We start from the raw sequence: 26755 nt of genomic DNA, 5'->3' as shown, positions 1-26755 counted from the left end.
CATACGTACTATTTTAGTATTAAAGAAAGGATGTTTATATTGTACCAATCATGTTCTAAGGTCATTATATGTCTCAACAAATAGTTACTGATATTGTTATTGTAGGTGGTGGAGTTGCTGGATTATGGCTTAATGCACGACTTCATCAATTAGGTTATAGTACTTTAGTGATTGAAAATAATACGTTGGGAGGCGGACAATCTGTAAAGTCACAAGGCATTATTCATGGAGGTACTAAGTATGCACTAAATGGTGCATTAACAGGTGCTTCTGAGGCCATTTCAGGAATGCCTAAACGTTGGCGAGACTGTTTGGCAGGAAATGGTGAATTAGATTTAACAGGTGTTAATATTCTAAGCCATTATCACTATTTATGGTCACCAGGAAGTATTGCGGGTAATTTAATGAGTTTCTTTGCGAGTAAAGCTTTAAGAACTCGTGTAAAACAAGTAAAAAATAATGAATTACCTATGGCTTTGCAAAATGAACAGTTTAAGGGCAAAGCTTACCAGTTAGACGAATTAGTTTTAGATGTTCCTACTTTAATTAGTAGATTGGTGGAGTTGTCAGAAAACAATGTTTTAGCAGCTAAATCATTATCAGCTGTTAGTGTTTCTAAAGATAAAACAGTTATAAAAGCAGATGATTTTACTATAGAAACACAATGTTTGGTTTTATCAGCTGGTGAAGGTAATGAAGAACTGATGAAAGGTTTTAATCTTACTAAACCTGTAATGCAACTCAGACCTTTGCATATGGTAATGGTTAAGTCACCCAATATTAAACCATTGTATGCTCATTGTTTAGGTGCTGGAGTAAAACCCAGACTAACGGTTACAACACATTACCATCAAGATGGTACCCCTGTTTGGTATTTAGGTGCAGAGTTATCTGAAGCCAACGGTGTTGCCAGAAGTGAAAGTGAGCAAATAGAGTTTGCAAAATCGGAAGTAGCTAAGCTTCTTCCTTGGATTGATTTATCAAATGCAGAGTGGGTAACACTTAGAGTTAATCGTGCTGAGCCTGCTCAGAATAGTTTGATGCGTCCAGATAATGCCTTTATAGCAGAACAATTACCTATTATTGTAGGCTGGCCAACAAAATTAGCGTTAGCGCCTGATTTTGCAGATCAATGCATTAACAGTTTACAAAAAAATAATATAAAACCACTTTATCAACAACCATTGCCTCAACTTCCTAAGCCTTTTGTTGCCAAAAGAGTGTGGGATGAATTATTGCCATGAAAACTTTACATGAGTTGTACAGACCTTTAGGTAGTACAGGAATTGAAGTTTCTCCAATAGGTTTGGGGACTGTCAAAATTGGTCGTGATCAAGGTGTTAAATATCCAGCACATTTTACTATTCCTAATGATGATGAAGTTAAAGTATTGTTAAGAACAGCGCGTGATTTAGGTATTAACACCTTAGATACAGCTCCGGCTTATGGTAATAGTGAACAGCGATTAGGAGAATTATTAACTGATCGTGAGCAGTGGATAATAGTTAGTAAAGCAGGTGAAGAATTTATTAATGGTTCTTCTTCTTTTGATTTTAGTGTCACACATATTACTTCTTCCATTGAGCGGAGTCTTAAACGCTTACAAACAGATTATATTGATGTATTGTTAATACATTCTGATGGTAATGATTTACCCATTGTAAATGATCTAGAATTGTGGGACACGTTAAAAAAGCTAAAAGAACGAGGTCTTATCCGTAGTTTTGGTTTATCTGGAAAGACAGTTGAAGGTGGTATTAAAGCATTGCAGCAAAGTGATTGTGCAATGGTAACTTTTAACTTAAATGAACAGTCTGAAAAAGCAGTTTTGGACTATGCAGCTCAAAATAATAAAGGTATCTTTATCAAAAAAGCATTAGCTAGTGGGCATGTATGTGCTAATGTTGATAAATCTCCTATCGAAGCTAGTTTTGATTTAGTTTTTTCGCAACCAGCAGTATCATCATCAATTGTTGGTACAATTAATCTTCATCATTTAAAACAAAATATAGATGCAGCAATTGCTTGTTTAATTAAGTAGCTATGGCATAGCTAATCAATATAAAAATTAAATCGAATTAATACGAAGTTATACAGTAATTCTCCAGATGTGCGAGACCATTATAGGTTAGCTGTATTGTATGAACGTAATAGTCGTGATTGTTCTGCTTATATACATCAATAGTAAGAAAAGTTATGGCTCAAGAAATAAAGCTACCTTTCTCAGCAGAGAATAATAAAATATCTCCTGCTTTTAATTCATTGATTTGCATAATTTCGTCCTTCTTTTGTTATGAAAGTTAAACAGTCATCATTATTAAGATTGATCAATACCGCCAAAACGTTGATAGAAACTTCTATTTGCCTCTGCAAGCAATCCGTCTGCATTTTCTAGATTTTGATTAATCCATTTTTCTGCTGAAGAGGATATTAGACGATAGATATTACGACATAATTGTCTAGCTGCTCTCCCTTCCCAATCATTTGGTAATAACTCATCAGGTAGTTGAGGATCACGTAACTGTAATTTTCGATACTCATGGATAAGCAGTAATCTTATTAAGAAAGCATCACTAGGTTTTATAATTTTTGCTAAAGATAACTCTTGTAAAAGAGGGCGAAATGATTGCACAAAAGTTTGATATCCTTGTTTTAGCAAATCAATATTCCAACTTTCAGTGACTTGTTGTCTTAACGCTATAGAAGCCAGTATTTCTTGTGGTGTAGTAAAGAAGATAATGCAATCTTCTAAAACATCTAACTCTTGTAGGGTAGTGAAAATATCAGTGCGATCATATTGTGGACTACCCATAGTGTTAGGAGCTAATAATGCAAAGCCTAACCATTCTAATTTTTCACGAACTATTTTTCGTTTTTCTGTTGGAAGTTGTGAGGATATTATTATACACCACGTGCCATTCCATGATGCTGGGTTGGGAGAGTAGACTCGTTTAAATGCTTTTTCAAAACAACTACGTCCGTAATTTGTTAAAGCATAATAGCTTTTTCTGCCTATTTTATCATTAGTTAGCCAATTATCTTGGGTTAGTCGAAAAATTGAAGTTCTTACTAATCGTTCATTAATACCTAAAGGTTGTAATGCTTGGATTAAACTACCTAACCAAATACTACCACCATGAGGTTCTATCACATCTCCAAACAGAGTGATAATAAGTGAACTAGCTCTTATTGTTACTTGTTGTTGGTAGTTTTCAATAAGTTGGTTAAGTGTAGCTAATGTTGTCATGATTAAGTAATAGAATAAGTTATTGGAAAATAAGTAAGTTGAAAACTAATGACTATATCAGTTTTTATTTAGGAAAGAAATTTGGGCTTTAATAATGGATCTTCAGCTGTTAAAGGTCTATTTTCCTCTATTGCGGATAATGGTTCACAAATTTCCATATTGATGAGGCAATGTTTAGCAAGCGCTTGATATTCCTTAGTACCTCGTTGTTTCCAAGCCAGTTCTTTATCCATTAATTTGCGTTTAACTTCAGCAGGGGTACCCATAATCATCGACTGTTCTTCACAACTAAAACCTGCCTTAACAAAGGATGTAGCAGCGACAATGCAACGTGGTGCAATATGTGCACCATCCATTACAACTGCATTCATACCCACTAAACAATCTTCGCCAATGATACAGCCATGTAATACAGCACCATGACCAATATGACCATTTTTTTCAACGATTGTTTCTGCACCAGGAAAACCATGCATAACACAGGTATCTTGGAAATTACTGCCTTCTCGTAAAATAAGGCGACCAAAGTCACCGCGTAAGCAAGCAAGAGGGCCTATATAACATCCTGCTTCAACAATAACATCACCAATTAATACAGCAGTTGGATGAACATAGGCAGTTGGATGTACTACTGGAGTAAGATTTTGATATCGATAGCAAGTCATAATATTCTTATTTTAAAATGTTAATGAGAGAAATATATAATATATGATATTTAAAAATAAATAATATAAAAAATATGTAATATATTTTTATGTTTGTAAAAGATTTTATTTTATAAACTATAATTATTATTAATACATTCTTTTGTAGGATTTGCATATAATCATTTTTTACTATAAACAGTGATTATAAATAAAAATATAATACATTTTTAATGATTGTTTTAAATATTTTGTATCTTATTTGGTGATCTGGATATATGAATTTATTTAAATAATAAAAAAGCTAGTATAAACTGTAATCTGTTAACAGCTATTAGTATTAAAACAATAAAAACTTTATTAATAAGAGGGTGATCAGCATGTCTTTTGAGCATATTATTTTTAGCCTTGAGAATGGCATTGCAAAGCTAACATTAAATCGTCCAAAACAGCTAAATAGTTTTAATGAAGCTATGCATAAAGAAGTTAAACAGGTTTTAGATGAAATACAGTGTAACGAGCAAGTACGAGTTTTAGTGTTAACTGGTGCTGGACGTGGCTTTTGTGCAGGACAAGATTTAAGTGATCGTAATGTCAAAGCAAGTTCAGAGATGCCAAATTTAGGTTACTCAATAGAGCAATTTTATAATCCATTGATTTTACAATTACAAGATTTAGCGATACCAACTATTTGCGCTGTTAATGGTGTAGCGGCTGGCGCTGGCGCTAATATTCCATTAGCTTGTGATATTGTTATTGCTGCAAAATCAGCTAGCTTTATTCAAGCCTTTGTGAAAATAGGTTTAATTCCAGATTCTGGTGGTACATGGATATTACCTCGTTTAATTGGGTTGGCGAGGGCAAAAGCATTAACTTTGTTAGGTAATAAGTTATCTGCAGAACAGGCTGCTGATTGGGGATTGATTTGGCAATGTGTGGATGATGATAAGTTAGTTGAAGAAACGGATAAATTAGCTAGTCATTTCGCTGCTCAGCCTACCTATGGTTTAGCTTTAACAAAACAAGCATTGAATGTAAGTTTTGATAATACATTAGAGCAACAACTTAATATTGAACGTGATTTACAACGTCTAGCAGGACGTAGTGAAGATTATAAAGAAGGTGTTGCTGCATTTATAGAAAAACGTGCACCAGCATTTAAAGGTAAGTAATAGTATTTATTAGCTAATGGGAGGATTTGTATGAATTAATTAAGTGATCATTTATTAACTATTACTTTTGAATAAATTGTAAAAATAACAATAATAAATTTTAAAACTAAATTAGTTTCACTGAAAACAAGTACAATAGAGAGTGTGTGATTATGCAAAAAGTACAATTAGATCCAATTGAAACAGCCAGTATTGATGAGTTGCGTGGGCTACAAATTGAACGTTTAAAACAAAGTGTTAAATATGCTTATGATAATGTTCCTTTTTATCGTCAAAAATTTGAAGAGCAAGGTGTTCATCCAGACGAATTAAATTCTCTAGAGGATTTAAGTAAATTCCCTTTCACCGTTAAAACAGATTTACGTGATAACTATCCGTTTAATATGTTTGCAGTACCTATGAATAAAATCGTTCGATTACATGCTTCTAGTGGTACAACAGGAAAACCAACAGTAGTAGGATACACACAAAATGATATTGATGCATGGGCCAATGTAGTAGCACGTTCTATTCGTGCGGCTGGCGGTAAACCTGGTGATAAAGTACAGGTTTCTTATGGTTATGGCTTATTTACAGGTGGTCTGGGTGTTCACTATGGCGCAGAACGCTTAGGCTGTGCTGTCATTCCTATGTCTGGTGGTCAAACCGAAAAGCAGGTTCAACTTATTCTAGATTTAAAGCCAGATATTATTATGGTTACCCCTTCATATATGCTCAATATAGCAGATGAATTAGAGAAGCAAGGTATATCGGCAGAGGAGATTAATCTACGCGTAGGAATTTTTGGTGCTGAACCTTGGACTGGTGATTTGCGTCAAGCTATTGAGAGACGTCTTGGTATTAATGCATTGGATATTTATGGTTTATCAGAAATGATGGGACCAGGCGTTGCGATGGAGTGTATTGAAACTAAAGATGGCCCAACCATTTGGGAAGATTATTATTATCCTGAAATTATTGATCCTGTTACTTTAGAAGTATTACCTGATGGTGAAATTGGGGAGTTGGTTTTAACAGGTTTACAAAAAGAAGCATTGCCTATTATTCGTTATCGTACCCGTGATTTAACGCGATTATTACCTGGTACTGCTCGCCCTATGCGTCGTTTAGAGCGAATCACTGCACGTAGCGATGATATGATGATTATCCGTGGTATTAATGTGTATCCAACCCAAATTGAAGAGCTTGTATTAAAAGTACCACAGCTTTCTGAAACATACGAAATACATTTAACTCGTAGAGGTAATCTAGATAGTTTAAGCCTCCATGTAGAGTTTAAAGCTGATTATCAAGGTTTATCTGATGATGTAAAAAATAGAGCACTTCAAGAGCTGTCAAAGCACTTTAAAAACTATATAGGTATTAATGCGGAGATTATAGTAAGACCTTGTTATAGTATTAAACGATCAGAGGGTAAGGCTGCTAGGGTTTTTGACCAACGTAAGGCGTCCTAAATATAAAAAAGTCTTAATATGATACTTTTTGTTTAATTTAATAAAAAATAATGTATCATATTTAGGCAAACAAAAATAAGAAAGGAGACATCCCATGTATGCACAACTAGTCGAGACAGGTGTAAAGCGTATCAAAACTTTTGAAGAAATGTCTGATGAAGAAAAAGCTTTTCAAATACGTATTGATGAAGAAATTAAGATAGAACCTAAAAATTGGATGCCTGAGGCATATAGAAAAACACTTATACGTCAAATATCACAACATGCTCATTCAGAAGTAGTGGGTATGTTGCCTGAGGGAAACTGGGTAACTCGTGCCCCTTCTTTTAAACGCAAATTACAGTTAATGGCAAAGATTCAAGATGAGTCTGGGCATGGTTTATACTTGTACAGTGCGATGGAAACATTAGGTGCTGATCGTGATGAGGAAGTGGCCAAACTACATGCAGGTAAAGCTAAGTATTCAAGTATCTTTAATTACCCTACATTGAATTGGGCTGATGTAGGTGCTGTCGGTTGGTTGGTTGATGGAGCTGCTATTGTTAACCAAGTAGCCTTACAACGTACTTCTTATGGTCCTTATTCTAGAGCGATGATTCGTATTTGTAAGGAGGAGAGCTTCCATCAACGTCAAGGTTATGAAATTTTATTAACCATGATGCAACAAGGTAATGCTGCTCAAAAAGAAATGGTGCAGGATGCTATTAACCGTCTTTGGTGGCCGTCTTTAATGATGTTTGGTCCTAGTGATCATGACTCACCTAATAGTGCTCAATCAATGGCATGGAAAATTAAACGTAAAAGTAATGATGACTTACGCCAACAATTTATTGATCAAACTGTACCACAACTAGAGTTTCTAGGCTGTACAGCACCTGATCCAGAGTTGAAATGGAATGAAGAACGTAGTCATTATGATTTTGGTGAAATCAAGTGGGATGAGTTTTATGAAGTAATTAAAGGCAATGGGCCTTGTAACTATGAGCGTATTACAACAAGACGTAAAGCTATTGACGACGGTGCTTGGGTTCGTGAAGCAGCCGTAGCTTATGCTGCAAAACAAAACATGAAAAATAAAAATCAAGTTGCCTAATTAGGAGAATAACAATGTCAGAGTGGACTTTATACGAAGTATTTGTACGTAGTAAACATGGTCTTAATCACAAACACGTAGGCAGTATTCATGCCGCGGATGGGCGTATGGCTATCGAAAGTGCGCGTGATTTATATACCCGTCGTAACGAAGGGGTAAGTATTTGGGTTGTTCCATCTACTGATATTACAGCCTCTTCACCTGATGAAAAAGAAGCATTATTTGATCCATCAGAAGATAAAGTATATCGCCATGCTAGCTTTTACGAGCTACCTAAAGAAGTTGGACAAATGTGAGGTAGTTATGTCAAAAGATATTTTAGTGAATTATTTACTGCACTTAGGTGATAGTGCATTAATCACAGGGCAGCGACTTTGTGAGTTGTGTGGCAGAGCGCCAGCATTAGAAGAAGAAATTGCGCTAATGAACCTTGGTTTAGACTTAGTAGGTCAAGCAAGAAATTGGATGGATTATGCAGCAGAAGTTGTGAATGATGGACGTTGCGCTGATGATTTAGCTTATCGTCGTGATGAAAGAGCTTACCGTAATTTATTGTTAGTGGAACAGCATAATGGTGATTATGCAGTGACTACCTGTAAATTATTCTTCTATGATGTTTGGCATTATCATACTTTACAAAGTTTAACTAATAGTAAAGATGAAAGAATAGTAGCCATTGCTGCTAAAGCATTAAAAGAGGTGAGTTATCATCTACGTCGTTCTACTGAATGGATAAAACGTTTTGCAGATGGTACTGAGGAAAGTAGAAAACGGCTATTAGCTGCAATTAATGAATTATGGCGTTTTACTTATGAATTAGAGCATCCAAATGAAACCATCAAACAGTTATTTGCAGAAGGTGTTATAGAAGATCCTCAGCAAGTGGCTAGTAATTGGCGTAAAACGGTTACAGATGTATTCACCAGTGTGGATATTAAAGTACCAGAACCCGCTAAGTATATTTATTTAGATGGTAGTAAGGGTATGCATACAGAGTTATTGGGTATCATCCTAGCTGAAATGCAGTTTTTACCAAGAGCCTATCCAGATGCAGTATGGTAATTTGATTGCAGGTGACTCAGGAGCCCGTATAGGGTCTCCTGCAGACATCGAGCGTGCATGGAAGATTTTAGAGCAGGTTATGGATCCAGAAGTACCTGTAGTAAGTGTAGTTGATCTAGGGATCATTCGTAATGTTGATTGGCAACAGGGGCATCTATTGGTGGGAGTAACACCTACTTACTCTGGTTGTCCTGCTACTGATTTTATAGAAGAAGAAATCAGAGATGCTTTGGAAAAGGCAGGATTTATTAATCCTAAATTAGAGCGTCAATTGAGCCCTGCATGGACTACCGCATGGATTACTACACGAGGGCGCGAAAAACTGGAGGCTTTTGGTATTGCCCCACCTGTTGATAGCCCTAATAAGGGGAGTCTTACCCATAATGAACCAGTAGTTAGATGTCCGCAGTGTGGTAGTACACATACTGAGGTTATTAGCCAGTTTGGTTCTACTGCTTGTAAAGCACTTTATCGTTGTAATGAATGCGCTGAACCATTTGATTATTTTAAGTGCATTTGATGAAAAGAATAAACGGAGAATAATAATGAAAAAGCAGTTCCATCAATTAACTATCACGGATATACGTCCAGAAACACGTGATACTGTATCAATTGCTTTTGGTGTTCCAGCAGATTTAGCAAACGATTTTCGTTTTAATCCAGGTCAATATCTTGTGTTAAAAAAAGATATTAATGGTGAAGATGTAAGACGCTCTTACTCTATTTGTAGTGGTCTTTATGATAATGAACTACGGGTTGCTGTTAAGAAAGTAGCCGATGGTTTGTTTTCTACTTATGCCAATGAGCAACTTAAAGTAGGTGAAAGTTTAGAAGTAATGCCGCCAGATGGTAACTTCTATATTGAATTAGATGTTAATCGTGCAGCTAATTACTTGGCGGTAGCTGCGGGTAGTGGAATTACACCTATTTTATCAATTATTAAATCTACTTTAGAGGCAGAGCCAAAAAGTACCTTTACACTAGTTTATGGTAATCGCTCTACACCTAATACTATTTTTAGAGAACAGTTAGAAGATTTAAAAAATACTTACTTAGAACGTTTAAATCTTATCTTTATATTTAGTCGAGAACCTCAAGATATTGATCTTTATAATGGACATGTTGATGCCGAAAAGTGTCAAACATTCTTCTCTCGCTGGATTGATTTAGCTAATACCACGGCTGCATTTATCTGTGGTCCACAGGAAATGACAGAGATTGTTAAACAGCAATTACTTGATGGTGGTATGAGTAAAGAACACATCCACTTTGAGTTATTTGCAACCTCAGCGCCTCAGCAAAAAATGAGGGAGCGTACTACAGTTAAAGGTACTGATAAGCAAACTAGTCAGGTTACTGTAGTCGTTGATGGACGTAGTCAAACTATTGACTTGCCAAGAAATACTGAGAGTATTTTAGAAGCAGCAAATAAACAGGGTGCTGATCTACCTTTCTCTTGTAAAGCAGGTGTTTGTTCAACTTGTAGAGCAAAAGTGGTGGAAGGTGAAGTTGAAATGGATAATAACTTTGCCTTAGAAGATTACGAGGTGGCTGCAGGTTATGTGTTGTCCTGCCAGTGTTACCCACTGAGTGATAAAGTTGTTTTAGATTATGATCTATAAGTTTTTATTTTATAGTTATTAAAAATTACTTATATCAGCTTCTTAAAACAACAACTAATAAAGAAAAGTTAAAGTAAATATAAAATGGAGTAATGTTAATTGCTCCAATTTAAACTCTAGAATCACATCTAAATAGAATTTAATTAAACCTTAACACCTTTGTGTGTAGGTGGTTGGGAGAAATTACTAATGTCTGTCATACAAAGTTTTATTGCTGGACAATGGGTTGGACAACAAACATCGCAAGCGTTAACCAGTGCTATTAATGGTAGTATTATTGGTTACACTCATGCAGAATCTTTAGATTTTAATGAAGCATTAGACTATGCTTATAAACAAGGACAATGTTCCTTACGAAAATTTGACTTTCAACAACGTGCTGCACAGCTAAAAGCATTAGCCGTTTACCTTAATAAACACAAAGAAGAATTATATAAAATTTCTTATTATTCAGGTGCTACTCGAAATGATAGTTGGATTGATATTGAAGGTGGAATAGCTACTCTTTTTGCCTATGCGAGTATTGGGCGAAGAGAGTTGCCATCAGGTAATGTATTGCACGAAGGCCCTGTAATCCCATTAGGTAAAGAAAATCATTTTGCAGGAACCCATATTTTAGTACCGCGTTCTGGTGTAGCTGTACATATTAATGCGTTTAATTTTCCAGTATGGGGATTATTAGAAAAATTTGCCCCTAACTTTTTAGCAGGTATGCCTTGTATTGCTAAACCAGCTACTTCAACCTGTTATTTAACAGAAGCATTAGTTAAGTTAATAGATAAATCTGATATTTTACCTACAGGTAGCTTACAATTAATTATAGGTTCTACAGGCGATTTATTAGATATTTTAACTGAACAAGATGTGGTGACTTTTACAGGATCTGCGTCAACAGCCAATAAGTTACGTAGTAATATCCATTTAATTAGTCGTTCAATTCCTTTTAATGCTGAAGCCGATTCGTTAAATGCGGCTATTCTCGCTTCTGATATATCACCTAATGATGCTGAGTTTGATATTTTTGTTAAAGAAGTCGTGCGTGAAATGACCGTGAAGGCTGGTCAGAAATGTACAGCTATTCGTCGTATTATTGTACCAAAACAGTATATTGATGAGGTGGCGGAACGCATTAAAGATCGATTAGCTAAAGTTACAGTGGGTGACCCTGCTGTTGAAGGCGTTAAAATGGGGGCAGTTGCTTCTTTAGAGCAAAAGCAAGATGTTGAACAGCATATTGCTAAGTTATTAAAAAACAGTGAATTAATTTATGGAGAGAGTGCTGATTTTGCACCTGTAGGTAATAATCTGAAAGAGGGTGCTTTCTTACAACCGACTTTATTATTAAGTAAGCAGTCGGCTGCTGACGCAAGTGTTCATTCAATAGAGGCATTTGGACCTGTCAGCACCTTAATTGCTTATTCTGGTGATATTGAAGAGGCTGTTGCTATTGCCTCTTATGGTAAAGGTAGTTTAGTGAGCACATTAACGACTAAAAAGCCAAGTCTTGCAGCTCAAGCTATACCTACTGCTGCTCGTTGGAATGGACGTATATTAGTATTGGATAAAGAGGCGGCTCTCGAATCTACAGGACATGGTTCTCCTTTGTCCATATTGAAACATGGTGGTCCAGGGCGTGCTGGTGGTGGCGAAGAATTAGGTGGATTACGCGCAGTTAAACATTATTTACAGCGTACAGCTATCCAAGGTTCACCTACTATGTTGGCCGCTATTACCAAAGAGTATGTAAGAGGCTCAGAGATTATTGAAACACCTACTCATCCTTTCCGTCATTATTTTGAAGATTTACAGATAGGTGAGTCATTATTAACTCATCGTAGAACAGTAACAGAAGCTGATCTTGTGAACTTTGGCTGTTTATCGGGTGATCATTTTTATATGCATTTCGATGAAATCGCCGCTAAAGACTCACTGTTTGGTAAACGAATAGCGCATGGTTATTTTGTCTTATCCGCTGCTGCTGGGTTATTCGTATCAGCAGCCCCAGGGCCAGTATTAGCTAATTATGGTTTGGATAATCTACGCTTCGTTAATCCTGTTGGTATTGGTGATACGATTCAAGCACGCTTAACCTGTAAACGTAAAATAGATCAAGGTAAAACATCACCTGATGGTACAGGGCAGGGTGTAGTAGCTTGGGATGTGCAAGTAACTAATCAAAATGATGAGTTAGTTGCTAGCTATGATATTTTAACGCTGGTAAGCAAGAAAGAGTAGTGTATAACATTGCCCACTACAATCTAAATTAGATATTGTAGTGAGCATAGCTGTTAAACAATAAACGAACAAGATTAACAAAGTAGTGTGAGATAATTTTAGTTATCTCACACATTAAAGATATTTATAGAATACTTAAAGGATATTGCACAATTAAACGTACTTCATTACGATCATCTAATGCAGATGAACGATAAGTAGCATGACGTACACGGAAACTTAAATCTTTTGCTGGTCCACTTTGTATGGTGTATTTAGCATCTAGATTATATTCCCATTCTTTACCCTTGCCATTTCCATAATTTGTCCATGAGTTGGCGATGTGTCGGCCATTAACGTATTTGTTAGTAATACTTAAACCTGGAATACCATAATCATCAAATTTGATAGTATAGGCTGCTTGCCAAGATCTCTCACCTTCATTGTTGAAGTCAGATACTTGAATAGAGTTACCTAAATAAATTGCGTCTTTACCATCAACACCATAAGGCATACCCCCTTTACCTGAGGAGCTTTGGTAACCCAGTAAGAATGTATGGGCACTAATAGTATAAGCACCCGTTAATGACCATGTATCAGAATCTATTTTATAGACATCTTTCATATCACCTTGGGCTTTTACACGGTAGTAATCAAAATTGAATTTTATATTTTGATTATCAGCTATAGGTATGTTGTAGCCTATGTTGGCGTATTGTTTTTTCCAGAAGTCTTTAACATCAGAGGCGAAAACACTAGCGGATAAGTCATTGGTGAATTGGTAGGTAACACCACCAAAGTAGATTTCTTTTAGACCTTTACCGTTATGTTGTTTATAGCTTAAGAAGCCATTGCTTTGCGAATCATAGCCACTTTGGTTACGCGATGAAAGTGCAGTAAAATGACCAAGCGTTAGTTGAAGTTTTTTTATCTCATTACTTTCAATCAATAGGCCAGTAGCGGATTCGGGTAGTAAACGACCATCATTAGTATCGAATACAGGAGTGCTAACAAACTGTTCACCATATTTGAAGGTGGTATTTGAGATTCTTGCCTTGGCGGCAACGCCTGCTCTACCAAAATCTTTTTCAGGTCTACCATTACTATCACGTGGAAATAAGTGGCTACCAGCTCTGCCTTTGCCTGAGTCGAGTCGCCAAGCATACATACCGATAGCATCAACCCCGAACCCTACTGTTCCTTCGGTATATCCTGAGTTATAGGTACCAATAAAGCCTAGTCCCCACTCTTCTTGATAGCTTTGTGCTTTTTTAGAACCGTGGCCATTTCGACTCGAGTTTCTATAATCTCGATTCATGTAAAAACTACGTGTTAAAACATCTAATTTGCTGCCCTCTATAAAACCCTTAGCTGATGCTTGAGCACTTTCATTAAAAATGCTTTTTTTAGCATCATCTTTTGTTTCAGCAGCATTTACTATGGGAATAAAAGATAATGCTGAAATAATAATGGCTATTTTAGTTGGTTTGTTAATCATGAAAATCCCCTAATCGCTAATGTTTTAAAAAAAGTATAGAGTGCTAGACATTTAAATAGTTATGCCTTTTTTAATAAGATAATATTGTTATAATCTGCTTTATTGAAATTTTCACTATCAAAAAATGGCAAATTTTTATCATTTTCTACAGTAATATGATTTAAATCAGAAATATTGATATTGGATATAGTGAAGAAGGAAAGTTTGAATATCGCTTCACAAGGTTTTTCTTGAGAAAGTTGATGAATATTATGGATGTTTAATGATTTGAAATAGTCTACTTTCCAAATATTTTTAATTTTATTTTTATTAATAAGTTTGGCAAGATATATTCGTTTAAATGACAGGGGATTAATGTTGGCAAAATTATGTTCTGTCATGATGGTAGAGTATTCTTTGGTATGTTCTTTAGCAAATACTCTAGGACTAGTAATAAAAAAAATTAATGCAAACATACAAAAACAAATGCTGTAAGTATATTTGATTGAATTCATTTAACACTCCAATGTTCATCTTTATCAATTCCATTAAAGTGACAGATTTTTATTACAAAATAATGACAAATAGAAAAAATTATATATTTGATTTGTTATGAATGGTCATAAGTATTGATTAGCTAGAAGTATTTTAAAGGATAAATTATAAATATCAGAAGTTTATTTATAAACTACACCTTTGCTATTGGACATAGTTGGTTCTAATTTAGTTGTGATGGTAGTTCTACTCTGATTTTTTTAATTCATTAGGATCAAAGCAAGGTACTTTTATTTCTGGATAGATACTCATGTTTTTGCCGGTGGAGTGGTTGAGACCTTGAATAAATTCTATTTTTCCAGTGGAAGTATGAATTTTGAATGTTGATTTTTCTATAGCAAAACGATTTGGGTAGCCTTGCTTTTTATACTATTTTCGATAGTCCAAGCTTCAGTAAAATTTAAACTTTTAATTGCCATTGCAACTAATATAGTTAAAGCTAATATTATCTATATTTTTTTGATAAGTGGTTTAATAAGAATTGATTAGTTTAATCCTAAAACAAAAGTTGGGTTAATCAGATCGTTTTATATAAAGTACGAATCCTGTGTAATGATATTTATGTTCAAACTGTTCTTGAGTGAATAGAGCCTTCCCTGTTAGAGGATCAGCAATTTCATAAACACTGTTTTGATAACTAAGCAAAGTGATAAAGTGACCAAAGTTATTTAACCGTACACCAATGATAGCTGGTGTGGGAACGCTTACTAAATCCTCTATATGTAAAAACTGATAATCAAAACCTTGGCTATGGGCATAACGAGCTAAATACCAATTCTCTGTTCCTGTTGCAGAGGTAAATACCTGTTTAGCAATATTGGCTTCAGTATCATCTTTACCATAGTATTTGAATATAGTAGCCAGTGAAGATGGACCACAGGTTGCAGGCGTAGTCTGTATAGCAACATTGTCCTGCCATTTATTTGTAAGGTTATTTTGTAGAGGTTTTATTAATGGTTTTATAAAAGGTAGGCTGATATAGACTAGCATAGCAGTTAGACACAAGCCTGTAAGAATACGATTTAGACTTAAAGATATTTTTTTATCTGCAAACCAAGCATTAAACACACCTATAAAAGGAGCAGCTAATATAACCAATAACTCTATATACGGATAGGCCCGAAACTGAGCATATATAGGATTTGCCCCAATAAGATCTGATAGGTAAGCAGCAGGAATACTTAGACTGATTAATGCCAGAATAAAACTAATCACAAGAAAAATTATTTTGTTTTTTGGTTTAGCTATTAATTTAGCTATTTTTGTTGAAGTAAAAAATAACAACAAACCAAGTAATAAACTTAAAATAAAGTTAGGATTAAATATCATAATATAATTTTACTTAGGTGCTTTATCGCATGACTAATAGTGAGAATTAATATTCCATCATTTAAATTGATTATCATACCTACCTGACAGTTTGGTTGCTGTTGATAAGATCAGAGATATTGTATTAAGTAACTAATTTATCTATCCTATCAATTGATAGGATGGATTTTATCATAAGCTAACATTAGGGGGTAATAAATGCTTTATCCTCTATAACTCGTAATGGTTGCATATCACTGGCTCCTTTGATCACTAGCGAGCGATCAGAGCGTAAGCACGCTCCTCCATAATGTCCACCAACAGCAAAGGTGCTTATTTGTACATAACGATTGGCTATTTGTGGTAAACACCAAAGTTGCTGATAGATATTTTCTTGTTCAGCAAACTTTCCTGTGGTTTTATCCAATACCTGTTCATTATGATTAACCAGCTCAATATTGCTACCACAACGCCCTGCGATGGGTTTAATCGCATAGCCATTTTCTGTTAAGTGGTTGTTTAATTCAAAGGTAGATTCCAGTAGATAGCGATGATTAGGAAATAATGACCAAAGCACAGGCAAAATAGCTTTATTACTAGGAATCACTGTCCATAATGGCTCAAATACAAGTACTTCAGGGCGTAATAATACATCAATAAGACGGACATGGTTTTCAGGATGACCTGTACGAATAGGAGGTGCAATTACTTGGTCTTCACTTTCTTGGCGTAATTGCTCTAATACTGTTTCCCATGCCCATGTTTTCCACACACATTTTACGGGATGATCTTCATCATCTACTAAGCGACCACGTTTATCCCAATGTAGGTCATCTAAACCATGCAAAATTTTACTTTCATAGCCTGCTTGAGATAAGGCTCGTTGTATAAATAGGGCATGATAATTTTCTTCAATATCATTATCTTGCATAATATGCACAAACGGCTTAGCATCACTGTGTTTCCATGCTTCACTCAAGGAATCAAGTAAATCCTCTGCTGGGTTTTTTCCTTGGGTTAATCCCCCTTGTTCTGCCCATTTCTGTAAAATATAGCCAGCCTCTGTATGGCAAGAAGCTGAGTCTGCATTGTATTCATAGGCTTTTAAACCACGTTCATCCATACAAAGATCTAGCCGACCAGTAATGGTCTGATAACGGCGATTTTTCCAAGAAAGTCGTAAGCGAGGCCACAGGATACTGGGAATATTAAAGTGTTCGAGTAACTGATCTTCTTTTAATACCTTATCGGTTGCGTGTAGATACATTAAATGCAATTCATTGGTTGCACGAACCAGCTCTTGCTCTGCACTTTTAGATATGGTGAAGTATTGATAGGGATCATCACTATTAATGGTATGTCCATTGGCAGTAATATAAGCATGTTCTAATGGATCGTTTTCATTAAGCCATTCACCATTAAATTGACCATGTTCTGTTAAGCGGTTACTGTGAATTGTTAAGTATTCAGGAGCAGTAATAGGCTGAGGTAAACTATATTGAGTATCTTCTGTTTGAGTCATCCAACCTAGAATATGGGTATCATTAAAGGTATCTTGCAGAGTATAACCATTATCACTAATAAGTAATGGCAGCTCCCGTGTCCATTGTTGTCCTGCGGGTAAGCGAGTATGTATAACATTTTGCTCAACAATCCTTACTTTGGACTCTAATACCTCTGTGATAATGGCAACATGACCAGTGCCTTTAAACTCGCCGCCTTCTTGCCAAATAAGTAAGGAACCAGCAACAGGAGGACGCTTACTACCATTGGCAAAAGCTTGTAGTGGTAAGATAGCATCATTGACGACTTGACGTAAAAAACGTAGTGAAAAGATCTCATAGGCATTGCCTACATCAGTGAAAACAACGCCATAATTAAGGTAAAGAAAACGTCGGGCAAACTCTACACATTGCCATTTATACCCCATGTACTCATGCCCAAGATAACTACGAAAAGAGGAGGTATCAGGATAGTCCTTTGGATTCGCTGTCGCGTAATCTGATGAGTAAATAGCAACACCACCAGGAGCATATCCTAATAGTGTGCCAAAAGGTTCACTTTTCTTTGTCATCTCTACTGACATAATATTTGACCTTGTAATAATTACCTATCAAAGCGCTATATCATAAACCAATCAATGAGCGATCTCTAGGTGGATAAGAGTATTATAAAAATACGTACCATTAACATTCTAATAATAGAAAAAATGCTACTTTATTTGATAACTTAAGTGATTTTGAGTTCAAGATAAGAACGGTATTAGTTATAAGGAAGAGTAATTTTTTAAAGAAAAGTAGTATTAACTTAGCTTAAATAGTGTAGTAGTAAAATAATAAGGTATTGTTTTTATTTTATTGGCTTTGTATATTTGGCGATAGAGTATTACACAATAGAATAGAAAGCCAGCTTGATTATCCTAATAATATAAACTGGCCAGTAATGCCATAATAAAATGCCTCTTTCTAGAGGCAAAATCTTATTCAAAATCAAAGATGATTTTTTCCGTACAAACCATTGCTATACCTTTTAATTTTTAGAGATTGGGCTTTTAATGCCAAATACTTTTTGAAGTGATGGATCACTTTCTATTGCTTTTCGTTTGTTTTCACTAATTTTAAAATAGTCTACACTGTATTTCATTTCATCAATAGCTAATGAGTCTGCAAGTGATATAGAGTTACCCAGTTCTGGATCATCCTTTAACGAATATCCTTCAACATTAAAATAGCGAGCAAGATTTACAGCTATAGAATACTGATTGGCTGTTTCACCAACACATGATTTATAGTTCTTAGAAGATAAATAAAGTAATGCTATTTTAGATTCTTCCATTGTCAAACCTTTATCAGTGAGAAAAGACACACCAATTTTATTTATTTCTCCCTCTTGAAAACATTCATAGAATTTATTTAGATAGTTTTCTTTAGCCATGTCTACATTTTGCTTCGCTATCTTCTTTAACTCTGTTTCTCTTTCAGTTTGGCTTAATAAGTCATAAGCAGAGGCTTGGGTAATAAACAAGACAGATAAAGCAGAAATTAATATTGTTCTAAGCATCTTACCAATTCTCCCCAAAATACCTGTTCTTGCCCGTTTGTTAATAGCTCTAAGTTTCTTGCCTCCCTGATTACTAAGGCTTTAACAACAGCATTCCAGTCGCCAGCTGCTTTGGCTAGACCTTCCCAGTCAGACATACCAACATTTAATCCAACTTGCCAAGTGGCATTCGATCTAGTAAAAATTAAATGGAACGTTCCAGCCATTAAAAGACCTGATACTATTTTACTATCATCTAAAATATGTTGGATATTTTTTATACCATTTGCGCTAGTAGAGCCAAACTTTAAATTATGTACTGGTTTACAATTGACTGTAGCCATATTTCATCCTTAAATATCTTATTTATATGAATGAAATATTAGGCTTATTAACAATCTAACAAAAACATATAATTATCATATTAGTGATTATAAAAACTCATGATGAAATTAGAGGATATGTAAAAGATTTTTGATGGTTAATTATCATCATAATCAATAACTTTATTTACTTGGGCAGCAAATTGTTTGCTTTGCAGTTCAGTCATTCCTTACTCAAGGGCAGTTAAATAGTCGTTATACCATTGCATCATTAAGTTATTTTTGCAAAACCTTATTAAGTTTCTATTTTTGATAGAATAATTCAAAAATACCTGTTACTGTAGCATCCTTTTTCTCACTTTCCTTTTTATTGACAAGGCGAGTATCTTCTTTTTGTAAGTCTTTAATAAATGTCTGATCCTTATCTCTAGCTATATTTGCAGTAGTAGCAGGGTAAATACCTAAGCCAGCTCAGCGCCAACTACCATTAGAATCTTTGTACCTGAAAATCTATCTTTTAGAGCCATTAGGTTTAACAGCAAAGTAGATACCATCAGTACCATAATTTTCACGGTACTCTTTTTTTTCTGGTTTTAGTGAAGCAAGCATAACACTTCATTTCTGAACGTTTTATCGTTTAACTCTGTGATTGTCTTGTGCATCAGTTTGTGGGTTTTTAGCTAGTATACACAATGGTGTACAAAAAAAATCAATGCTACATACGTTTATAGCTGTTTAAACGTGTTTAAATATTCTTTTGTATTTATTGGTATTTAAGGTTTTTATGTTGAAAGGTGTTAAAAAATTCTTGAATAACTGGCGGTTAGAGAGGGATTCGAACCCTCGATACGATTTCTCGTATACACGCTTTCCAGGCGTGCTCCTTCAACCGCTCGGACATCTAACCAATTTGGGAAGCTAATTATACACTGATTAGCTTTTTAAGGTGGGCTAATTTAACGGAATCATTACAGAAAATCAAAGACTTTTTAAGCTTCTTGATAAATTAAATAATTTAATGAGTTTTTTAACAATAGATAGCAGGGAGTTAGTATTAAATCCCTGCTATTTAATTATTTAAACAATTCATCAAGCAGTGTATTCATAGCGTTGAAAGCTCGCTTAGAAACTTTTGCATTATATTGTTTTACTTCAGGATCATTAGCAGTTACATCAGTAAAACCATGAACTGCACCACCATAGTTGATAAATTGCCAATCTACAGCGGGTGCTGATTTCATTTCATTAAAGAAATCTGTTATTTGATCATCAGGAATCATTGGGTCATTAGCGCCATTAAGCACTAGGATTGAGCTTTTAATATTTTGAGCATCTCTAGTATTAGGTGTATCTAAGTTGCCATGAAAGGAAATAGCCGCTTTTATATTTGCACCACTACGAGCTAGCTCTAAGGCACAACAACCACCAAAGCAAAAACCGAAAGCAGCGATTTTTTGTTTATCTATATTGATTTCTTTTAATAATATATCCAGTGCTTTGTTCATACGTTGCCGCAGATCTTGACGATTTTCTTTAAGTGGCGTCATTGCTTCGCTTGCTTGTTGACTATTTTCTGGACGAACAGTTTTTCCATAGAGGTCAACAATAAATACGATATAGCCTTTTTCGGCTTGTTGTGTTGCTAGGTCGATCGCTTCTTTAGTTATACCAAGCCAGTTTGGCGTCATAAGTAGTGCGGGAAGCTTATTGGTAACATTATTAGGAGAAACTAAGACACCTTCAAATGTTTGATTATTATATTGATAAGAAATATTAGTTTGGCTAATCATTATTTAATCCTTTTGTTGTTTTAAATAATAGGGGCAAAAAATAAGGCTCTTGAAGAGCCTTATTCTAGGTATATTAATTGGACAGTTCGATTAGCAATTTGTTTAATCGCTTTACATAGCTAGCTGGGTCTTTTAAATTATTGCCAGCAGCTAATGCGGCTTGATCGAATAGTACATGGGTTAGATCATTAAAACGATCTTCATCTGCTTCTTGGTCTAATTTTTGTACCAAAGGATGCTCAGGATTAATTTCAAAAATAGGTTTTGATTCTGGTATGGCTTGGCCTGTGGCTTGCAATATTTGACGCATTTGTAAACCTAAGTCTTGGTCACCAATGGCTAAAATAGCTGGAGATTCAGTTAGGCGATGAGAGATTCTTACTTCACTAACTTGGTCATTTAGTGCTTTTTTAATACGCTCTACAAGTGCTTCTTTTTCTTTAGCTATTTTTTCTTGATGTTGCTTATCTTCTTCAGAGTCTAGTTTACCTAAGTCTAAATCACCACGAGCAATATCTACAAATTGTTTACCTTCAAATTCAGGTAAATAATTCATTAACCATTCGTCAATACGATCAGTTAATAGAAGTACTTCTATACCCTTTTTACGGAATATTTCTAAGTGAGGGCTATTTTGAATTTGTGCATAGCTTTCACCTGTTAAATAATAGATTTTATCTTGATCAGATTTAGCACGAGATAGGTAGTTAGCGAGTGATACTTTTTGTTCTGTGCTATTTTCATGGGTTGAAGTGAAGCGCAATAAACCAGCAATTTTCTCACGATTAGCATAATCTTCTGCTGGACCTTCTTTTAATACTTGACCAAAGGCTTTCCAGAAAGTTGTGTATTTTTCTGCTTCATTTTTGGCTAATTTTTCTAACATATCAAGCACACGTTTGGTGAGTGCTGATTTCATGTTATCAATAATAGGATCTTTTTGTAGAATTTCTCTTGATACGTTTAAAGATAAATCATTCGAGTCGACAATACCTTTCACAAAACGAAGGTAAAGTGGTAAAAATTCATCTGCTTGATCCATAATAAATACACGGTTCACATAAAGTTTTAAACCATGTGTCATATCACGTTGATAAAGATCAAAAGGAGCACGTGAAGGGATATAAAGTAGTGAAGTATATTCTAGTTTACCTTCAACTTTGTTGTGGCTCCATGCCAGTGGATTTTCAAAATCATGGCTAATATGTTTATAGAACTCTTGATAATCTTCTTCAGTAACTTCTGTACGTGGGCGAGTCCATAGTGCGCTTGCACGGTTGACTACTTCCCACTCAATTTCATCTTTTTTATCTTCTTCTTGATCAAGTTGTTGTTTTGGTAGTTCAATAGGTAAATCAATATGATCTGAGTATTTTTTAATAATATTGCGTAATCGCCAGCCATCAGCAAACTCTAAATCATCATTTTTTAGATGTAATACAATGCGTGTGCCACGATCTTCTTTAGTGATATTTGCTATATCAAACTCACCTTCACCTTTAGATGACCAGTGCACACCTTCATCAGCATTTAAACCAGCACGACGGCTATACACATCGACTTGGTCTGCTACGATAAAAGCACTATAGAAACCTACACCAAATTGACCAATAAGTTTTGAATCTTTCTTTTGATCACCAGATAGGTTTTTAAGGAAATCGGCTGTACCCGATTTTGCAATGGTACCTAGATTAGCAATAACATCTTCGCGACTCATACCTATGCCATTATCATCTAGAGTGATTGTTTTGGCATCTTTATCAAAACTAATACGAATACGTAGTGACGCATCTTTTTCTAATAGTTCAGGTTTAGCAATAGCCTCAAAACGTAATTTGTCGCTAGCATCAGATGCGTTAGAAATAAGTTCACGTAAGAAAATCTCTTTATTCGAGTAAAGAGAATGAATCATTAAGTTTAATAGTTGTTTTACTTCTGTTTGGAAACCTAACGTTTCTTTTTGTGTTTCTACACTCATCTAAAAAATCTCCACTATTGTTAATTCAGAATATGAATAACAAAATGGGGATTAGTTGTTCATTTTTCAAGGGTAATTAGGCAATATAGCTATTGCACTACATTTTTATACGTCGTTGAATGACTTTGCCGTACTAGTTGTACTGTCTTCAGTCATTCGCCTCGTCTAAAATTGCATAGAAATAGCTATACAGTAAATGTATTACCTAATTAGCAGATTATTGAATATTAGTTGTGTCAGTAGCACAGACACGTAACCTGTGACCATCTGGATCTAATGCCACAAAAGTATAGCCAAACTCAAGTTGAGTGGGTTCTAAAAGAATGGGGATATGTAATGCTTGCCATTGCTTATAGATCGTATCGACTTGCTGTTTGGTAACATCACTCAGACAAATTTCAAAACCACCAAAGTGCTTAGTTGGTTCTGGATCAATACCTTCTTTTGTTTGTAGACCTAAGATAATATTTTCATTCAGAGTAAATACACTAAACTCTTTGTATGCTTCTATTGGTTGTTGTCCCAGTATATTTGTATAGAACTGAGTGCTTAATTGAATATCTGAAACATACAGAATTATACTATTGGGTTTAAATAGAAGCATTGTTCATTACCTTTAATCATTATTGGCATAGACACGAAGTCTATTTTGATTATTATCAAGCGCCATAAAGGCATAGCCAAAACAAAGATTAGTAGGCTCTTGTACTATCTTAAGTTTACTTTGCCACTCCTTAAAGCATTGGTCTACAGCTTGATGAGAGGGTAACTGAAAAATTAATTCATGGGCATTGTTAATGCCTGTCGCTTTTGGTTGTACTTCTTGAATACTCCAAAAGGCAAGCAAATAACCTGATTCTAATTGAAAGCAAGCGTAATCAGGATGGTTCTCAATAGGCTGGCATTTGAAAATATCGCTATATAGTGCAACGGTTGCGTTGATATCTTCAACATATAAGATGGTTTGATTGGGTTGCATAGAAAACTCCTTGTTGGTGATATAAATATGTAAGGAGTATTCTAATAGGGAGGAGTGTCAGTTTTTGTCAGTAGTATTAAAAAAGAGGTTTAGGAATTTGTTGGAAATAGTGCCAAGCAGTTAATAAATCTTCACGTTTTCTTGGAAACTGTTCATCTAATAATATTAGTGAAAAAATACGATCTATACGAAAGTGACGAAACTCTTCTCTTAACTCACACCATCCACAAATAACAAGGGTATGATGAAAGAAACCAATAGCAAAGGGCCATATAGTACGTTGAGAGTTTTCTTGATTAACATTGGTGTATTCAATGGTGACTTTTAAGTTTTGGTTAATGGCTTTGCGCAAAGCAATCAGTTGTTCGTCATAAGGCTCTGTTAATTTAGGATAGCCAATTAACAATGAGGTGTTTAATGTTTCCTGTAAAGGTTTGGGGAGTATTGTGCAAATTTTAGTTATTGCCTGTTGAGCGGCATTTGCTAACTGGCTATCAGTTTGACTAACAACCCAGCGACTCCCTATAAGTAGTGCTTCTACTTCTTCCTGAGTAAACATAAGAGGTGGTAAAGTAAACCCCTGTTGTAATTGATAACCTTTGCCTACCTCGCTGGTAATAATGGCACCTTGCTGTTGAAGGGTGGCTATATCTCGGTAAAGCGTCCGTAAACTAATACTTAATTGTGAAGCAAGTACTTTGCCAGCCACAGGATGGCGGTATTTATGAAGTATTTGCAGTAGTTCTAATAGACGTTGTGAACGAGTCATAATAATACTTGTTGAATCAATAAAGGTAATATACGTTATCTAAATCTGAACAAGATTAGAAGAATAATTTGTTTTTCTGTAAGATATCAGGCTATAAATTATTTTGATAATTAAGGTATTGTTGGTTATGGACATAAGTTCCACAAAGCAAAGTATGGTGTCGTTATTGACTCATTACCAGCAGTTGGTCATTAGCCAATTAGCAGAGTATGATTTGGTTGGCGAGTATTTGAATAAACCAATGGAGGAAAATGTACGTTTACTCTGCCAAATGCGTACTATTATTTTTCTTATTAAAACGGCTGAATTATCGAAGGATAATAATATTCGTATTGCTGAACAGTTATATGTTAAGACAGAAACAAATTATTTAAAAACTGATAAATGGTTGCAGCAACTAAATAATAATCAAGAAGCTAATTTATATAGTTATGCTTTTGTGATTTTAGCGCAGAGTTATCTTTATAAAGTTACCAATAACCCGTTATATGCTATAGCTTTAGCTGAAACTTTTAGTTTAGTTGAACACAAGTTTCAAGATTTGGCTATTTTTAAACCTTTATCTGAGTCAGACTGCTTAGAGCAAAATTCAGCGATGCATTTGTTTGAGGCATTAACTTTTGCTTATTATCAAGCCGATGCTGTTTATATGCAGCCAGCTATTTTGAGGTTAGAGCAATTAATAGCAGAGCGGTTCTGGCAAAAAGACAAGCAATTATTGGCTGAAAAGGTAATGTTATCAGGTCAGGTATTAAGTTATGAGGCAGGGCATTGGTTCGAATGGATTTCCTTAATATGGCGAGTAAGTCAACAGGGAGGTGAGTCATTTACTAATAGTAATAAACTATATGCTACTGCTCTAACTCATACCCGTTTTTCTGAACAAGGCTTGGTATTAAATGAAATGGATGCACAATTTCATCCATTAGATACCCAACAAATACGTATTTGGCCAAATTTAGAATATTTAAGGGCAAAAACTTTTATAGAACAACAAATACCTGTTGAAGAACTTAATACATTTATTGAGTTATTTTTTGATCAACGAGGTTTACCTCGAGAGTATTTAACCAAAGAGCTAGTTCAAACTGTTAAATCAACAACGGGTTATCATATAGCCGAGAGCTTTGTTGATATTTTGAATATAAATGAGAAACTATAAAGGGAGGAATTATGCAAATTACCGATTTCCGTCAACAACTACAAAATCCTAACCATCAATTTGCTGATACATTAGCTTTTATTGAGGAGAATTACCGCTTTCAGCCTACAGTATTTAAAAATGGGAATGTAGAAAATAATCAAGGGCAAAATGAAGGCTCATGCAAAGTATTAGCTTTAGCTATTTTGGAGGGATTTACAGATCAAGAAGCGTTATTAGCTTTTGCTGAGCATTATCAGAGTGTGTTAGCTAACCCTGATGGCAGTGATCATCAAAATATTCGTTCGTTGCAAGAAAATGGCCTAAAAGCAGTGGTTTTTGAAAGATTTCCATTAGTTAAGCTGAATAAATAATAAAAAAATAGCATTTTTTATTGCTTTTTATGGAATAGCTTGTCTTTTTTGGGTAGAATGCGACCGCCCAAGTTGTACTTAGGGTTTTTATTTTATTTATTTTAAAAAGTTGAGGTTTTATTGCATGTCTAAAGAAGACAGCTTTGAAATGGAAGGAACTATTGTTGATACACTTCCTAACACCATGTTTCGTGTAGAGTTAGAAAATGGTCATGTTGTGACTGCACATATTTCAGGAAAAATGCGTAAAAATTATATTCGTATTTTGACAGGTGATAAAGTTCGTGTTGAGTTAACACCTTATGATCTTTCAAAAGGTCGTATCACCTACCGAGCGCGTTAGTTTTTAAACAAATCTTATAGTCGATTTACATTTTATGGTAAGGTGGTTTCTTTGCTACCTTAGCTTTCTACTATTAACATTTTTTTGCTTGTTATAATTATCCTTGCTAGATGATAATAGACCTTTATATGGCTAATATATACCAATAATAAATCATTAAAGGATAATTAA

At 34.9% G+C, this 26755-nt stretch carries 26 protein-coding genes and 1 tRNA gene; 13 read left to right on the top strand and 14 right to left on the bottom strand.

All coding sequences use genetic code 11. From position 1 onward, the window contains the following. The first annotated feature begins 68 nt into the window (after positions 1-68). Together MTZ49_RS01220 and MTZ49_RS01215 are read left to right on the top strand one after the other, a co-directional pair. Positions 69-1244, top strand: a complete 1176-nt coding sequence (locus MTZ49_RS01220; RefSeq protein WP_264746602.1) for an FAD-dependent oxidoreductase — start codon at positions 69-71, stop codon at positions 1242-1244. Continuing rightward, on the top strand, positions 1235-2041 hold the full coding sequence (locus MTZ49_RS01215) for an aldo/keto reductase (RefSeq protein ID WP_264747804.1): 807 nt from the start codon (positions 1235-1237) through the stop codon (positions 2039-2041). Before MTZ49_RS01220 ends, MTZ49_RS01215 begins: the two co-directional genes overlap by 10 nt. Positions 2042-2317: 276 nt before the next feature. Here MTZ49_RS01215 and paaX read toward each other — a convergent pair whose 3' ends face one another. Both paaX and MTZ49_RS01205 read right to left on the bottom strand, forming a co-directional pair. Further along, positions 2318-3247, bottom strand: a complete 930-nt coding sequence (gene paaX, locus MTZ49_RS01210) for a phenylacetic acid degradation operon negative regulatory protein PaaX (protein ID WP_264746601.1) — start codon at positions 3245-3247, stop codon at positions 2318-2320. Positions 3248-3315: 68 nt separating this feature from the next. Then, the gene (locus tag MTZ49_RS01205) at positions 3316-3912 is read right to left on the bottom strand and encodes a DapH/DapD/GlmU-related protein (protein ID WP_264746600.1); all 597 of its coding nucleotides are present in this window, start codon (positions 3910-3912) and stop codon (positions 3316-3318) included. A 359-nt stretch (positions 3913-4271) separates the two neighbouring features. Here MTZ49_RS01205 and paaG point away from each other — a divergent pair, with 359 nt between their 5' ends. The 8 genes from paaG to paaZ all read left to right on the top strand — a co-directional run bounded on the left by paaG (position 4272) and on the right by paaZ (position 12529). Next, a complete protein-coding gene (gene paaG / locus MTZ49_RS01200; RefSeq protein WP_264746599.1) occupies positions 4272-5063 on the top strand; it encodes a 2-(1,2-epoxy-1,2-dihydrophenyl)acetyl-CoA isomerase PaaG in 792 nt (263 codons plus the stop codon). Positions 5064-5215: 152 nt separating this feature from the next. Further along, positions 5216-6517 (top strand): phenylacetate--CoA ligase PaaK, encoded by a 1302-nt coding sequence (gene paaK / locus MTZ49_RS01195; RefSeq protein ID WP_264746598.1) that lies wholly within the window; start codon positions 5216-5218, stop codon positions 6515-6517. A gap of 94 nt (positions 6518-6611) precedes the next feature. Continuing rightward, the gene (gene paaA, locus MTZ49_RS01190) at positions 6612-7610 is read left to right on the top strand and encodes a 1,2-phenylacetyl-CoA epoxidase subunit PaaA (protein WP_264746597.1); all 999 of its coding nucleotides are present in this window, start codon (positions 6612-6614) and stop codon (positions 7608-7610) included. Positions 7611-7624: 14 nt separating this feature from the next. Continuing rightward, the gene (gene paaB, locus MTZ49_RS01185) at positions 7625-7906 is read left to right on the top strand and encodes a 1,2-phenylacetyl-CoA epoxidase subunit PaaB (RefSeq protein WP_201093711.1); all 282 of its coding nucleotides are present in this window, start codon (positions 7625-7627) and stop codon (positions 7904-7906) included. Positions 7907-7913: 7 nt separating this feature from the next. Next, positions 7914-8672, top strand: coding sequence for a 1,2-phenylacetyl-CoA epoxidase subunit PaaC (paaC, locus tag MTZ49_RS01180; RefSeq protein WP_264746596.1), 759 nt, complete (start codon positions 7914-7916; stop codon positions 8670-8672). Next, the gene (gene paaD, locus MTZ49_RS01175; RefSeq protein ID WP_264746595.1) at positions 8659-9192 is read left to right on the top strand and encodes a 1,2-phenylacetyl-CoA epoxidase subunit PaaD; all 534 of its coding nucleotides are present in this window, start codon (positions 8659-8661) and stop codon (positions 9190-9192) included. Before paaC ends, paaD begins: the two co-directional genes overlap by 14 nt. A gap of 25 nt (positions 9193-9217) precedes the next feature. Continuing rightward, positions 9218-10294: a 1,2-phenylacetyl-CoA epoxidase subunit PaaE gene (gene paaE / locus MTZ49_RS01170; RefSeq protein WP_264746594.1), complete on the top strand. Its 1077-nt coding sequence runs from the start codon at positions 9218-9220 to the stop codon at positions 10292-10294. Positions 10295-10483: 189 nt separating this feature from the next. Beyond that, entirely contained in the window at positions 10484-12529 is a 2046-nt protein-coding gene (gene paaZ / locus MTZ49_RS01165) for a phenylacetic acid degradation bifunctional protein PaaZ (RefSeq protein WP_264746593.1), read from the top strand. Between the two features lie 124 nt (positions 12530-12653). Here paaZ and MTZ49_RS01160 read toward each other — a convergent pair whose 3' ends face one another. The 12 genes from MTZ49_RS01160 to MTZ49_RS01105 all read right to left on the bottom strand — a co-directional run bounded on the left by MTZ49_RS01160 (position 12654) and on the right by MTZ49_RS01105 (position 24726). Continuing rightward, on the bottom strand, positions 12654-14006 hold the full coding sequence (locus MTZ49_RS01160; RefSeq protein WP_264746592.1) for an OprD family porin: 1353 nt from the start codon (positions 14004-14006) through the stop codon (positions 12654-12656). A gap of 59 nt (positions 14007-14065) precedes the next feature. Then, positions 14066-14500, bottom strand: a complete 435-nt coding sequence (locus tag MTZ49_RS01155; RefSeq protein WP_264746591.1) for a hypothetical protein — start codon at positions 14498-14500, stop codon at positions 14066-14068. 553 nt (positions 14501-15053) lie between these two features. Continuing rightward, entirely contained in the window at positions 15054-15869 is an 816-nt protein-coding gene (locus MTZ49_RS01150) for a cysteine peptidase family C39 domain-containing protein (protein ID WP_264746590.1), read from the bottom strand. Positions 15870-16053: 184 nt separating this feature from the next. Further along, entirely contained in the window at positions 16054-17934 is a 1881-nt protein-coding gene (gss, locus tag MTZ49_RS01145; protein WP_264746589.1) for a bifunctional glutathionylspermidine amidase/synthase, read from the bottom strand. A gap of 443 nt (positions 17935-18377) precedes the next feature. After that, positions 18378-18908: a hypothetical protein gene (locus tag MTZ49_RS01140; protein WP_264746588.1), complete on the bottom strand. Its 531-nt coding sequence runs from the start codon at positions 18906-18908 to the stop codon at positions 18378-18380. Beyond that, on the bottom strand, positions 18890-19231 hold the full coding sequence (locus MTZ49_RS01135) for a hypothetical protein (protein ID WP_264746587.1): 342 nt from the start codon (positions 19229-19231) through the stop codon (positions 18890-18892). The genes MTZ49_RS01140 and MTZ49_RS01135 overlap by 19 nt, the downstream gene beginning before the upstream one ends. A 796-nt stretch (positions 19232-20027) precedes the next feature. Beyond that, positions 20028-20117, bottom strand: a tRNA-Ser gene (locus MTZ49_RS01130). A 166-nt stretch (positions 20118-20283) separates the two neighbouring features. Beyond that, on the bottom strand, positions 20284-21000 hold the full coding sequence (locus MTZ49_RS01125) for a dienelactone hydrolase family protein (protein WP_264746586.1): 717 nt from the start codon (positions 20998-21000) through the stop codon (positions 20284-20286). A gap of 73 nt (positions 21001-21073) precedes the next feature. Then, entirely contained in the window at positions 21074-22978 is a 1905-nt protein-coding gene (htpG, locus tag MTZ49_RS01120; RefSeq protein ID WP_264746585.1) for a molecular chaperone HtpG, read from the bottom strand. 217 nt (positions 22979-23195) lie between these two features. Next, the gene (locus tag MTZ49_RS01115) at positions 23196-23582 is read right to left on the bottom strand and encodes a VOC family protein (protein ID WP_264746584.1); all 387 of its coding nucleotides are present in this window, start codon (positions 23580-23582) and stop codon (positions 23196-23198) included. 12 nt (positions 23583-23594) lie between these two features. Then, complete coding sequence (locus MTZ49_RS01110) at positions 23595-23957, bottom strand: VOC family protein (protein WP_264746583.1); 363 nt, start codon at positions 23955-23957, stop codon at positions 23595-23597. Positions 23958-24033: 76 nt separating this feature from the next. After that, positions 24034-24726, bottom strand: coding sequence for a helix-turn-helix transcriptional regulator (locus tag MTZ49_RS01105; protein WP_264746582.1), 693 nt, complete (start codon positions 24724-24726; stop codon positions 24034-24036). A gap of 127 nt (positions 24727-24853) precedes the next feature. Here MTZ49_RS01105 and MTZ49_RS01100 point away from each other — a divergent pair, with 127 nt between their 5' ends. The 3 genes from MTZ49_RS01100 to infA all read left to right on the top strand — a co-directional run bounded on the left by MTZ49_RS01100 (position 24854) and on the right by infA (position 26584). After that, the gene (locus MTZ49_RS01100) at positions 24854-25888 is read left to right on the top strand and encodes an AGE family epimerase/isomerase (protein WP_264746581.1); all 1035 of its coding nucleotides are present in this window, start codon (positions 24854-24856) and stop codon (positions 25886-25888) included. 8 nt (positions 25889-25896) lie between these two features. Then, positions 25897-26241 carry a HopJ type III effector protein gene (locus tag MTZ49_RS01095; RefSeq protein ID WP_264747803.1) on the top strand — a complete coding sequence of 115 codons (345 nt, stop codon included), beginning with the start codon at positions 25897-25899 and terminating at the stop codon, positions 26239-26241. A 124-nt stretch (positions 26242-26365) separates the two neighbouring features. Beyond that, positions 26366-26584: a translation initiation factor IF-1 gene (infA, locus tag MTZ49_RS01090; RefSeq protein WP_053101714.1), complete on the top strand. Its 219-nt coding sequence runs from the start codon at positions 26366-26368 to the stop codon at positions 26582-26584. Positions 26585-26755 lie beyond the last annotated feature (171 nt).

Origin of the sequence: Entomomonas sp. E2T0 (assembly GCF_025985425.1) — a bacterium.
GTDB lineage: Bacteria > Pseudomonadota > Gammaproteobacteria > Pseudomonadales > Pseudomonadaceae > Entomomonas.
Note: the sequence above shows the minus strand (reverse complement) of the source record. Positions and strands in the feature narration are given on the sequence as shown.